11 protein-coding genes and 2 rRNA genes are annotated in these 13144 nt (G+C 50.9%); 4 read left to right on the plus strand and 9 right to left on the minus strand.

Features of this window, described 5'->3' with window-relative positions:
• Positions 1-3: 3 nt before the first annotated feature.
• Together B5F38_RS07425 and B5F38_RS07430 are read right to left on the minus strand one after the other, a co-directional pair.
• Positions 4-2349, minus strand: a complete 2346-nt coding sequence (locus B5F38_RS07425; protein WP_087408647.1) for a tyrosine-protein kinase — start codon at positions 2347-2349, stop codon at positions 4-6.
• An 18-nt stretch (positions 2350-2367) separates the two neighbouring features.
• On the minus strand, positions 2368-3165 hold the full coding sequence (locus B5F38_RS07430; RefSeq protein ID WP_087408648.1) for a polysaccharide biosynthesis/export family protein: 798 nt from the start codon (positions 3163-3165) through the stop codon (positions 2368-2370).
• Positions 3166-3503: 338 nt separating this feature from the next.
• Between B5F38_RS07430 and B5F38_RS07435 the strand changes: the two genes are divergently transcribed.
• Positions 3504-4622 (plus strand): glycosyltransferase, encoded by a 1119-nt coding sequence (locus tag B5F38_RS07435; protein ID WP_241147827.1) that lies wholly within the window; start codon positions 3504-3506, stop codon positions 4620-4622.
• 123 nt (positions 4623-4745) lie between these two features.
• Here B5F38_RS07435 and B5F38_RS07440 read toward each other — a convergent pair whose 3' ends face one another.
• The 4 genes from B5F38_RS07440 to B5F38_RS07455 all read right to left on the minus strand — a co-directional run bounded on the left by B5F38_RS07440 (position 4746) and on the right by B5F38_RS07455 (position 8309).
• Entirely contained in the window at positions 4746-5171 is a 426-nt protein-coding gene (locus B5F38_RS07440; RefSeq protein WP_087408649.1) for an Hsp20/alpha crystallin family protein, read from the minus strand.
• Between the two features lie 135 nt (positions 5172-5306).
• The gene (locus tag B5F38_RS07445; RefSeq protein ID WP_087408650.1) at positions 5307-5843 is read right to left on the minus strand and encodes a hypothetical protein; all 537 of its coding nucleotides are present in this window, start codon (positions 5841-5843) and stop codon (positions 5307-5309) included.
• Positions 5840-6727, minus strand: a complete 888-nt coding sequence (locus B5F38_RS07450; protein ID WP_087408651.1) for a 1,4-dihydroxy-2-naphthoate polyprenyltransferase — start codon at positions 6725-6727, stop codon at positions 5840-5842. Before B5F38_RS07450 ends, B5F38_RS07445 begins: the two co-directional genes overlap by 4 nt.
• A complete protein-coding gene (locus B5F38_RS07455; protein ID WP_087408652.1) occupies positions 6720-8309 on the minus strand; it encodes a DUF4435 domain-containing protein in 1590 nt (529 codons plus the stop codon). Before B5F38_RS07455 ends, B5F38_RS07450 begins: the two co-directional genes overlap by 8 nt.
• A 203-nt stretch (positions 8310-8512) precedes the next feature.
• Here B5F38_RS07455 and B5F38_RS07460 point away from each other — a divergent pair, with 203 nt between their 5' ends.
• Positions 8513-9121 (plus strand): riboflavin synthase, encoded by a 609-nt coding sequence (locus B5F38_RS07460; RefSeq protein WP_087408653.1) that lies wholly within the window; start codon positions 8513-8515, stop codon positions 9119-9121.
• Positions 9122-9127: 6 nt separating this feature from the next.
• A complete protein-coding gene (locus B5F38_RS07465) occupies positions 9128-9673 on the plus strand; it encodes a nitroreductase family protein (RefSeq protein ID WP_087408654.1) in 546 nt (181 codons plus the stop codon).
• Between the two features lie 110 nt (positions 9674-9783).
• On the opposite strand, the gene B5F38_RS07470 is transcribed toward B5F38_RS07465, so the two are convergent.
• Entirely contained in the window at positions 9784-11073 is a 1290-nt protein-coding gene (locus B5F38_RS07470) for a tetratricopeptide repeat protein (protein WP_087408655.1), read from the minus strand.
• Between the two features lie 269 nt (positions 11074-11342).
• Between B5F38_RS07470 and B5F38_RS07475 the strand changes: the two genes are divergently transcribed.
• A complete protein-coding gene (locus B5F38_RS07475; RefSeq protein WP_087408671.1) occupies positions 11343-11603 on the plus strand; it encodes a thioredoxin family protein in 261 nt (86 codons plus the stop codon).
• 1243 nt (positions 11604-12846) lie between these two features.
• On the opposite strand, the gene rrf is transcribed toward B5F38_RS07475, so the two are convergent.
• Both rrf and B5F38_RS07490 read right to left on the minus strand, forming a co-directional pair.
• Positions 12847-12955, minus strand: a 5S ribosomal RNA gene (gene rrf, locus B5F38_RS07485).
• 81 nt (positions 12956-13036) lie between these two features.
• Positions 13037-13144, minus strand: a 23S ribosomal RNA gene (locus B5F38_RS07490); the annotation flags it as partial.

The following is a 13144-nucleotide window of genomic DNA, read 5'->3' on the forward strand; positions in this document are numbered from 1 at the left end:
GGCTTATACTCTTCTCGTATGTTTCTCCTCCGAATATCCGTATGTGTGTGTTACTTCCGTATCGTTCAGTACAAATATGACATTCTTCAACGAGCCCTCTGCCGCAAAATCCATCGCATTGAATACGCTGTTCTTGGGTGTATGGTTTGCCCGGCAAACGTAGAGTGTAGCATCGGCAAAGCGAGTCAACGAGAAGGTATCGGAAACGCGCTCAACCGGAGCCGTATCGATAATGACATAGTCGTAGCGTTCCCGCAGATCGTTCATCAGACGGTCCAACTTGGACGACAGCAGCAACTCCGAAGGATTGGGCGGAACAGGTCCGGCCGTAATGACGTCGAGCGACTCGACCGGCGACTGAATCAACGAGCTCTCATCCATTCCATTCTTGGCTATCAGATAACTGGTCAAACCCGATGTCGACGACAGGCCCAGATAATTGGCTATTTGCGGGCTACGCAAATCCAGGTCGACCAAGACCGTACGCTTGCCGGTCATGGCAATCGCATAGGCCAGGTTGAGGCTGACAAACGATTTACCCTCACCCGGCTCGGACGAAGTTACCAACAGTACCCGCTTTTCATTTCCGGGCAAGATGAACTGCAAGTTGGAGCGCAACAAACGGAACATCTCGGCTACCGGCGAATTGCTGTGACCTTTCATCACTACATAATCGGTCGACAAATTGTGCCCTATCTCGCCAGCCACAGGCAGATTGGTCAAACGGCGCAGGTCGTTGCGGGTAGCAAACTTGACGTTGAAAATACTCTTTCCATAAAGATAAATGACTGGTAGTACCAGACCCACGCCAAAGGCAATCGCCAGCAACAGCAACGACTGGGGTGATACCGGTTTGCTTTTACTGTACGCCGCATTGACAATACGACATTTGGGCGAGGTCGAAGCCAAGGTCATGGCATTCTCCTCACGTCGTTTCATCAAGAAGGTATACAGTTCGTTTTTAATCATCTGATTCCGCTTGATATCCAGGTAGGCTCTCTCCTGCTCAGGGAATCCACGAAGTCTATTCTTAAACTCGGCTTCCTGCTTCTTCAAATCGGCACGAGCTATATCCGAGCTCTCCTTGGCCTTAGATACCGTGTTCAAGATATTCTCACGCATGGCATCAATCTGAGCCGTAAGCGTAAGCAACGACAAGTTCGAGTCCTTGGCCGTACGCAACAGACGCATCCGCTCCAGCAACAACTTGTTATACTCGTTGATAGCCTCGGCAGCACCCTTATCGGGAAGACCGGTTGTAACCGGCACCAACGAATATTTGTTTTCGGGCCTATTCAAGAAACTGTCTACCATCGAGATAATCGAGTATTGCGTCTCGGCCTCGAGCAACAGTTTGCGATACTGGCTGTTGGCCTCAAGAATAATTTTGGCCTCAGAGTTAATATCCGAGAGGTCGTTTTCCCGTTTATACTGTTCGATAACCCGCTCGGCCTCATGCAACTCGTTCTCGACCGTTATCAAACGATCATCGATAAAGGCCAGCATGTTTTCTGCTTTCAGGTTTTTATTCAGCACGGCATCCTCGTTATAACACTCAATAAGAGTGTCGAGTATGTCTTGCCCTCTACGTCGATTCGAATCTTCGATTTTCAAAGAGATGCCATTGGCTTTTTTATCTGATAAATCGATTTCAAGACGTTTCGACAAAAGTTCGGTCTGCACATCATATCCATTGATATGAGCCACAAAACGCAATTTCTCACCAGGCTTATAATAGGAGGTCTTATCAATAACTATCCCTTCGCCATAATCAACTTTTATCGGGAACGAAGTAGCTTCGGTTTCAGCCAGAGTTTCAAAGAACCCCCGCTTCAGCACCACCTTGATCTTATCACTCGACTTGTCGGTCTGCACTTTCACAACAAATCCGGAGACCAGAGTATCCAACATCGACTCGGGCACATCGACCGTAATAGGCGAATTGCCATAATACTCTTTCTTGCTGAAAAAATTCTTCTTGCTCGTATAAACCTTGTTCAACTCGAGCCGCTGCACCATTTCGCGAATGATGGTATGAGACGAAATCACCAGAATCTCATCGTTTACCGAACCTCCGCCTATCATACCATCCAGAGAGAAACCACCGCCCGATACCCCAGACATCAAAGACGACAAACTACCACTACTCCCTTTTTTCTCATCTTCATTGACCAGAATATCGGCCAACACTTCGTATTGTGGCTTGGCTATCTTTAGATAGCATGCGACCAAGGCCACGCACACCACTACAGAACCGACAAAGAGGTACCATTTCCTGCAAATCGCACGCCACAAGGCTACGACATCGACACTATCGTTTCTTCTTTCGGAGGTATAATTTTCTTCCATAAACGGGATATTTTCTTTTTATTTAATGAACAGCGCTATGGCCAACGAAGCCAATACCGAAATTGCACTCACTACCGTACCGGCTACCGAGATTCGATACGAAGCCAACTGGTTATAATCCGAGTTGTTGCGCTGGGCCCGGTTGGGCATGACATAGACTACATCGTTTTGCTTCAAATAGAAATAGGGCGACTCGAACAACGACTTGTCGGTCAAGTCGAAGCGATGGAATATGCGTTTGCCATTCTCTTCGCGTATCAAGAGTACATTCTTGCGCTCTCCATAGATAGTCAGGTCGCCGGCTGCACCAATGGCATCGAGAACAGACACCCGTTCGGTTTGTACCGGTATTTGCCCCGGATTCTTCACTTCGCCCAATACAACGACTTTGAAGTTCATAAACTGTACCAGCACAAAGGGATCTTCCAACTCGGGACGAATCTTGTCTTCGATATATTTGGCCAACTCGTTACGAGTCATTCCGGCAGCGTGAATACGCCCTACAATCGGGAAATAAATATCACCATCACGGCTTACGGTATACACCTGCAGGTTGGGAACAATCGTAAGTTCCTCTTTTCCAGGCTCCGAATAAGAGACTGCGGGCAGGTTATAGGGAGCAGCAGCATCGGGCACAACCGACGAAACGGTAATCGAAAGCATATCGTCGGGGGCAATACGCAACTCGTAATTACCTACATCGACCTGGCCGCTTACCTGCTCTGCATCCAAATTTTCAAAATAAGTCGTCTTATTGGTAGCACACGACGTGAGCACCAACAAAAGGGCAAAAATACTTAACCGGTTTATTTTCATTACACTATTTTTTTCTTCCCGGAATTTCCAGAAAATAATTCTAATTTATAACGATGTACCCCCCTCGTTTATTATATCGCCCCTCTTATCTTTTGACAGTTTTCATAACAGTTTTTTACCCTATTTTCTTTAATCTTCGAAAAGATTCTTACTATCAAAATCTTAACCGTCTTTTCAAAAATTCAATCGCTTTTCCTACAAATGATTTAAACGGGCCATAAGGCTCCTTGTTTGAAAAAGTTTATGTACGTTTGTAACACTTTTTGATATACGTTATGGACTTGAACTTTTCTTGGAATCTCTCCCTCCCCGAAATATATGGAGTCGGGATATTTGCTTTGATTTGGATTATCGAAATAGTGTATCAATTCTACCTGTTCGATCGCCCGTTCCGTTTTTACAAAAAGAGCGAAAAGGGTAAAATCTCATATTCTTCCGAACGCCCGCCCCTATCGGTCATCGTCTATGCCCAGAACGATGCCGAGAACCTTATCCAGTTCATGCCCCGTATCCTGAACCAGGATTATCCGCAATTCGAAGTTATCGTGGTCAACGACGACTCGACCGACGACTCGAAAGACATCCTCACCGCTCTGCAGACTCAATACGACAACTTATACCACACCTATGTACCCGAAGGGTCGCGCAACCTGAGCCACAAAAAACTGGCTCTCACGCTCGGAGTGAAAGCAGCCCAATACGACATCGTCGTATTCACCAATGCCAACTGCTGCCCGCCCGACAGCCAATGGTTGGCCGCCATCGCCCGCAATTTTGTACCGGGCACCGACATTGTGCTGGGCTACACCTCCATGCAATCGAAAGAGAAAGCCCCCCACGATTTCGGCTACTACATCTACGACAAATTGCTCTTTACACTGCGTTACCTCTCATTTGCCCTCATCGGGCGTCCCTACATGGGCGAGAGTTCCAATTTGGCCTATCGCAAAGAGCTCTTCTTCAAGAACAAGGGTTTCTCAAAGCACTTGCATCTGCACTATGGCGACGACGACCTATTTATCAATGAGATAGCTACCCGAGAAAACACCCGGGTAGAACTCTCACCCTCTTCCCAAATGACCGCCGTCTACCACGACAATCACGGAGCCTGGAAAGAGCTGAAACTGCAATACGACTTTACCGCAAAATACCTGCATACGGCAGCCAAGGCGGTATTCGGCATGGGCAAGGTATTCGACTATGCCTTCAACATTCTGTTTATCCTGCTGTTGGCCTGGGGCATTTTGAACAACTGGCTCTTGGCCATCATAGCCCTGTTGCCGGCTGTGTCGATTTTTGTCATTAAAGCGGTGGTATACCGGCGTGCGGCCAAAATATTCCACACTCCCCGCTACACATTCGCCCTGCCCCTCTTCTCGTTTTTGCAACCGTGGGTAAACCTCTATTTCAACATCATAGGTTCAGCCTCCCGGAAAAAGAATTTCACTTGGCGATAACCAGTCATACCTCATCGGGGCCCGGCAAAAATCAGGGTATAAAAAAACGAAGAGGCCATGCCGCTCAAGCGGGGCACGACCTCCTCGATTATCTGAACTTTGTACCTTCGTACCAAGCGGCGGCTATTTAACCGCGATTTTCTTCTTCTCCGATACGGCAGGGGCGCTCTTTTTGGGAATCTTCACCGTCAACACGCCGTTGTTCTGGCAAGCCTCGATGGCATCGGTATCGACATTATCGGGCAAGATGAGGGTCTGTTGAAATTGAGAATAAGAGAACTCCCTGCGCAGATAGCGCCCCTTCTTACTCTTCTCGTCTTCCTCTTGTTTACGCTCGACCGTGATTACCAGATGATTGTCTTTATCGACCGTAATTTCAAAATCGTCTTTGGTAATACCGGGAGCCGCAATCTCTACCTCATAGGCCTTCTCGGTCTCTACAATGTTGATAGCCGGGGCGGCACTGTTGGTCTTGGCAATCCACTCGTTGCCGAAAAAATCGTTGAAAATACCGGGGAGCCAGTTTTGTTGATGCTTTGCAGGTGTCATAATCTTTACCTCCTAAATAAGTTTATACGTTAAGTCGACGGACAGTTTGTCGCGTCGTTCTCCCTTACAACAAAGAGGCCCGCCCTTTGGCTTGGATAGAGGGCGTTAAAGTTGACGAGAAAAGCTCAAAAAGCGTTACGGCTCCACCACTATATCGTAACGCAGTACCTTATAGGTAACGACAAAGGGACGTCCCGAGACGCGAGTCGGAGGAGAGTCGACATGGTAATAGTTACGCGAACGGTCGAAACTGTCGATTTCGCACTTGCGCGTGGTCCCGGGCAAAAGGTCGCAATCGACCGTCTGGGTGCGATAGTCGATCATCTGACCACCGGGGTCGCGGTAGAAGAGTTGGAGCACGACCCGCGAGAGCCTGAACGGCGTATTGTTGCGCAGCAGAAAGCTCTCGCGCGTATCGCTCATGCGCTTGTCGAAGGCCAGCATGTCGACCGCCAGCGGCGAAAAGCGCAACGCGCCATAAAGCGTCGAGTCGTTATCGTCCTTCCCCTCCCGTACAATGGGACTCGGGTCGGTGTCGACCACCGGCTTGTCCATCTGTCTCGTCGAGATTTTGGGCACAGCTCTCTTGCGAGGCATGATGCCCGACGACTGCCCCCACATGGGCAGTACCGACAGTCCCACCACGAAGGCGAGAAGGAGCATCTTCTTCATAACCACACGCTTTTACAAATCCATACTAGCGAAATCAATAGCGTAAATATCAACAGATTACGAGCCGTTCCACCCAATAGTGGATTCAAGGCAACACCACGGCGACGCCCCATCTCTACCCAAGTCGTCACATGTAAAATCAGGTACAGCACCACGGGAACCAACCCTTCGTAATAGGGAGCCAAGGGGAGCAGCGACGGCAACACCAGCCCCACGGCCACAAAGCCGTTGACCAGGTACCACCCGCGGGCAAAGGGACGTCCGAAGAGTACCACAGTCGTGCGCTTGTTGGCAGCTGCATCCTCCTCCATGTCGCGGTAGTTGTTCACCAACAGGATATTGATCGATAGCAACCCCATGGCAATGGAGAGGAGAAAGACCGCCATATCGAAATGCAACGCCTGCACGTAGTAGGTGAAGTTGACGGCTATCAGCCCAAAGAAGAGGAAGACCGTGAGGTCGCCCAGCCCGTGATAGGCCAACGGATAGGGCCCTGCCGTATAGGCCAGTGCAAAGAGTGCGATGACAATACCCACGGGTATCAGCCACCACCCGGCAAAGAAGACAAGCCCCAGCCCCACCAGACAAGCCAACCCCAGCACCAGGAACGTGCCCACGAGCATGGCTCGCGGCGAAATGTCGCCCGAGGCTACAGCCCGGCGAGGGCCTACCCGCTGGGCCGTATCGCTGCCCTTCACGTAATCGAAATAGTCGTTGGCCATGTTGGAGGCAATCTGCGCCAACAGGGCAAACAACAGGCAAAGGAGTGCCGGGGCCCAACGGAAGGATCCGTCGTAAAAGGCATAGGCCGAGGCAGCTATCACCGGACTCGCCGAGGCCGGCAGGGTGCGGGGACGAGCCGCCGAAATCCAACTCTTATTCATTATTCTTTTCTTCTTTCTCTTCTTGATCGTCTATTTTGAAACAGGCCCGTATCGAGCTGCGTATCGTCTCTGCTTCGGGGTGATTGTCGCGCAGTATCGTGAGGATTATCCGCAGATACTTGTCTTTATTGGCCAAGCCGCACAGGTTGCACACGTTGCTGTTGGTGACCATCGACTTCTGGTTATAGACCTTCAGCACCGACCGGTAATCCCGATTTTTGACAAAGGTACGAAATTGATTGCAAATGTTGTTATACAAGCCTCGCACGTCGGTATCGTCGGTCAGGTGGTCGATGTGGTCTTCAAACGAAGCTATGTCGTTGAACCGACGGTCTATCTTGTACTCCAGATTACGCCGTATGCGGTGGCGCGTATGCAGCAATGCCTGCGACTCGATCTCCTGCGCAAAGAGCTGGATGACGTTGTTCTTCACAATCTCGAACACCTTGTTGGCATTGCGCTTCATACGCCGGGCCACAGCCTTGATTACCCCCTCGAGCATCAGCAGATTCTCCACCTCGGCCACCTCGGGCACATAGATGTGACGGCTGCGCAGATACTCGACCTCGCGCTCGGTGCGCCGGTCGCGGTCGACGATACCTCGCGATTCGAGGTGGTGTATCTCCTTCAAGTCGGCAAAGGCTCGTGTAGCCTCGATTACCTTGTTGCAACCGCCCAACGGCTTCACGATATACTCGGGGAAAATATAGGGATAGAGCTTCACATCGATACTGCCCGTAGCCGCTCCCTCGATAAAAAGCACCGGTTTGCGGCTGCCCAATATATCGAGATACATGCCCTCGGGGAAAGAGTCGCTGTCGTTGATAAACTCGTAGTCCCAGGTCATGTGCTCGGCATCGAACGACCGCACCCAGATACAGGTGCTCTCGACCCGCGACGCGGCAAAGTCGATGTCGTGCGTCAAATAGACAAAGGTACAGTCCTTGCGCAGGCTCTCGATGGAATCCCACAACGATTTCAAGATGGAGTGATGCAGATAAAATTCGGGGTCCTCGACCAGAATCACGGCATCGGGCATAGCATAGAGCACCCCCGCGATGTAGTAAAGCACCGCCTTTTCGCCCGAACTCAGGCGCAACGGGTTGAAGGGTTCGGAGTCCTCGCTCTGAATCAGCAGCTTGCCTTCGGCCCGCAGCATCTTGTTCTTGGGGAATATGCGTTCCCACAACTTCTGCACCCGGTCCAGACGGGTACGGGGCAACTCCACATGCCCCCCTTTCTGTACCTCGAACTTGTAGCTGAACAGGTTGCGAAACTCCTCGCTCAGCAGCAGGAAGAGCAACTGGTCAAACTCGGTAGGAGTCTCTTTCGAGACGTAGTGCGAACGATCGATAGCCTCCTTGTACTGCGCCTCGATAGAGCCGGGCCACACCTCATGCGGCGGCATAAGGCACAGTGCCTTCTGTGCCGAAAGCCAAAAGGCATGCTCCTTGCTCTGGCGGGCTATTTCCAAACCGAAACGGCTCTTGCCCGCACCATTGGCACCAATCACGGTTACGGTTCGCGACGACAATTTATCGCCCGGCAAACCATTGTTTTTTTTCGGGAGCGATATTTCCATGGTACACGTTTTAATGTTACAGAAATCCTTTCTCAAAAATAACTATTTTCGGGAATAATCCATACAAGATACCGAACTATTTTTCTACATTTGTAAAACCGTAGGATACGGTTCGGCACGGGCAAACCGGGGAAATACAGTTCCGCAACCGCTGCCTCTCCGTATCGTTGAATACGATTTTTAACCGCTAACTCATCAAAACTATGTTTTCAGGAATTGTCGAAGAAGCCGCTCCCATCGTAGCCCTCAAACACGATAACGGCAATCTGCACCTCACGCTCAAGAGTTCGTTCACACACGAATTGAAGATAGACCAAAGCGTCGCACACAACGGCGTATGCCTCACCGTGGTCGACATCGACGGCGACTGCTACACCGTCACCGCCATACAGGAGACCCTCGACCGCACCAACCTGGGCTCGCTCAAGGTGGGCGACAAGGTGAACCTCGAGCGCAGCATGCTCATGAACGGCCGTCTCGACGGACACATCGTGCAGGGCCACGTAGACCAGACAGCCCGTTGCGAACGAATCGACCTGGTCGACGGCAGCCGCTACTACACCTTCGTCTACGACCTCGACCCCAAGATGGCCGCCAAGGGCTACATGACCGTCGAGAAGGGCTCGGTAACGGTCAACGGCGTGAGCCTCACCGTATGCAACTCGCAGGATAACAGCTTCCAGGTGGCCATCATCCCCTACACCTACGAGCACACCAACTTCCACCAAATCGAAGTCGGCAGCATCGTCAACCTCGAGTTCGACATCATCGGCAAATACATCAGCCGCATCATGCACTTCGAAAAAGCATAAACTGCCATGACCGATATTTATGAACTCATTGCCCACCGGCAGAGCGACCGGCAGTACGACCCCGACCGCCCCGTAGAGCCCGAGAAGGTGGCCCGCATCATCGAGGCTGCCCGGCTGGCCCCTTCGGCCTGCAACGCCCAGCCGTGGCACTTCATCGTGGTCGACGAGCCCGAGCTGCGCAACCAGGTAGCCGACGCCGTGGCCAGCCGTCTGCTGGGGATGAACCACTTCACCAAACAGGCCCCCGTGCACATACTTGTGGTCGAAGAGCGACCCAACTTCACGGCCGGCATCGGCGGTATCATCAAAGACAAGCAATTCCCGCTGCTCGACATCGGTATTGCCGCCGCCCACATCACCCTCGCCGCCACCGCCGAAGGGCTGGGCAGCTGCATCCTCGGCTGGTTCGACGAAAAAGCCGTCCGCCGGCTGCTCCACATCCCCGACAAAAAACGGGTTCTGCTCGACATCGTGCTGGGATACTCTACCCAACCCCTGCGCGAGAAGAAACGCAAACCCGCCAGCGAGGTGATTTCGTATAACAAATACTGAGACCTCACTCCATAGTATAGACACAGCCGGGCAGGACTATCCTACCCGGCTGTGTCTGTCTATTTTATTTATTCGTTACACTCTTTATCATAGGCAATCGAGACGAGCTATCATGGCTGATATCCGTTTTGAATAGCCAGATTCTTCCAATACTCGGCCTGTTTGCTGTCCTGATTAACACCTAATCCCTCCTCATAGCAAATGCCCAAACTGTATTGAGCCTCAGCATCGCCTTGCTCGGCGGCCTTCCGCCACCAATAAATAGCCTGCCCATAATCTTGTGAAACCCCTTGTCCTTCAGCATAACAAACAGCCAAATTGTGTTGAGCCCGAGCATCTCCCTGCTCGGCGGCCTGACGATACCAATAAACGGCCTGCCCATAATCTTGTGACACGCCTTCTCCTTCAGCATAACAAACAGCTAAATTGTGCTGAGCCCAAGCATTTCCCTGCTCAGCAGCCTGACGATACCAATAAACGGCCTGCCCATAATCTTGTGACACGCCTTCTCCTTCAGCATAATAAACAGCCAAATTGTGTTGAGCCCAAGCATCTCCCTGCTCAGCAGCCTGACGATACCAATAAACGGCCTGCCCATAATCTTGTGAAACCCCTTGTCCCTCAGCATAACAGCCAGCCAAACTGTACTGAGCCGGAGCATTTCCCTGCTCGGCGGCCTGACGATACCAATAAACGGCCTGCCCATAATCTTGTGACACGCCTTCTCCTTCAGCATAACAGCCAGCCAAACCGTACTGAGCCCAAGCATCTCCCTGTTCGGCCGCCCGACGATACCAGTAAACGGCCCGCTCATAATCCTGAGGTATGCCCCACCCTTTGCTATAACAGCCAGCCAAATTGTACTGAGCCGGAACATCTCCCTGTTCAGCCGCCTGACGATACCAAAAAAAGGCCTGTCCATAATCTTGTGACACGCCTTGTCCTTTGGCATAACAAATAGCTAAATTGTACTGAGCCCAAGCATCTCCTTGTTCGGCCGCCTGACGATACCAAAAAAAGGCCTGTCCATAATCTTGTGACACGCCTTGTCCTTTGGCATAACAAATAGCCAAATTGAATTGAGCCCAAGCATCTCCCCGTTCGGCAGCTTGACGGTACCAATAAACAGCTTGCGCATAATCTTGTGATACCCCCTGTCCTTCTTCATAACAAAGAGCTAATCTGAACTGAGCCGGAGCACTTCCTCGCTCGGCAGCTTGGCGTATCAATTCGACTCCCTTCTCTTCATTCATGTAGATGCCCAACGAATCGTTGCCGGTCAAATACTCTAATCCTAAGCGATACAACGCCTCGGAGGTTGTATCGTTAACTACCGTAGGTACAACACCCCATACCCATAAAGGCATGAACAGGAGAGCAAAAACTATTTTTCTGTACATCGTCTTTTATGTTTTTCAATCATGTATAGATTCCATTTGTAAACAAATATAGTAAAAAAGTTAAAAAACAAGGTCATCGAGATAAAGAACTTTTCTCTACCCCCTCTGTAAACAAAAGAAAAACACATATCCAGCAACTTCACCAGACTGTAAACTACGACTGCCAACCAAATAAAAAGAGACTATCAAACGTAATAAGAGACAAACACAACTATAAACAGAAAAATTATATTGTATATTTGCTCACGAAACCCTAATCCTTGTATAATATGAAACCGATAAAACTTTTCTATCAAACGCGCTGTCCCTTCTGCAAACGGGCATTCAGCTACATCGACGAACTGAAAAAACGGCCTGAATACAAAGACATCGTTATCGAAACAATCGAAGAGACCGAGCATCCCGACATCGCCGACCAGTACGACTATTACTACGTGCCCACGTTCTACATCGGCGACGAAAAAGTACACGAAGGCGGCATCTACCCCAACGAAGTCGAAGCCATCTTCAAAAAAGCGCTGGAGGCATAAACGATCTTCCACACCCATATAACTGCCGTATCGAGGTCAATCCTGCACTCTATTGACGTAGGAAATACTCGATGCGGCTTGTTTTTAGAAGTCATCCCTTTGCTTATGGTCGTGTCACCCCGCACTCGATGCGCACCGTGTCACCTCGCACCCGATGCGGGGTCCAGAAAAGGGGACGTAAAGGGAATGTATTTTGCAAGTGCTCCTGCCGGTATTTCTGGATTCCGCATCAAGTGCGGAATGACCAAGACGGGTATTCCTGGATCCCGCATCGGAGTGCGGAATGAACAAGACGGGTATTCCTGGATCCCGCATCGGAGTGCGGAATGAACAGATGACCGTGTCGGGGGCGATGACTAAAACGCGTAGCCCAGTCCGGCCTATGGGAGAAAGCGGTGGGAAAAATGGCGGAGAGGGACGAACGCGGGAAAAAGATGTTTGAGCCGAAGTGTATCGGTCGAGAACCTGGAGCTGTATAGCCAGCCGAACGGCTGCTGCAAAGCGAGCCCGGCGAGTTCTTTTTCCCCGGACCTCGCAGCCATTTTTCAGCTTTCGGACATCAGCCGGGAGCTTTCTTTTGGCTTCCCTTTTCTTTTGCGGGAAAAGAAAAGGGAGATTCAGGACGCACGGTCCGTGCGTCCCTACTGGCCCGGACGGTACTGCTGACTGTTTTCTTTGGGTATAAACCACGGCTATATCCTGGATTCCGCGTCGAGAACCGTGTCACCCCGCACAGCGATGCTGGGTCCAGGAAAGGGGACGTAAAGGGAATGTATTTTGCAAGTGCTCCTGCCGGTATTTCTGGATTCCGCATCAAGTGCGGAATGACCAGATGAGCGCGTCGGGGTACGGGATGACTGGGTGGCCGCATCGGGGGCGATTGAGCAAACTAAAAAGGTGATTATAAAAAGATGTGGGATATGTTTACCAAAGGCGCGGGTGACAAAAGCGGGTATTCCTGGATTCCGCATCAAGTGCGGGATGACTAAATGACCGCATCGGGGGCGATTAGGTAAACTGAAAAAGGAGATTATAAAAAGGCGCGGGATGAGTTTACCAAAGGTGCGGCAGACCAAGGCCGGTATTTCTGGATACCGCATCAAAGTGCGGGATGACCGAGTGGGCGCATCGGGAGTGCGGGATGACTGGACACCCTCGCGACATACCCTCCGGAGGAATTGGGGAGGGCATAAAAAAAGAGCCGGAGGGTTGTCTCTTCGACTTCCTTCCGGCTCATCTTTTAAGGTGGCGGCTACCTACTCTCCCACTTGCGCAGTACCATCGGCGTGACGGGGCTTAACTTCTCTGTTCGGAATGGGTAGAGGTGGATCCCCCGTGCTATAACCGCCTTGAATATCTCGATCCTTGACGTTTGAAAAAATTTCGAACTTACTACACTTTCACTTACCTTATCGGCCCTTCCCGACTATCCGCCGCTGCAAAGTTTCGGGAGATTAGTTTCGCTCGGCTTTGGCATTGCTGCCTTTACACCTGCGACCTATCTACGTCATCGTCTTTGACGTCCCTCATGGAAATCTTAT

The organism is Barnesiella sp. An22 (assembly GCF_002159975.1).
GTDB classification, from domain to species: Bacteria; Bacteroidota; Bacteroidia; order Bacteroidales; family Barnesiellaceae; genus Barnesiella; species Barnesiella merdigallinarum.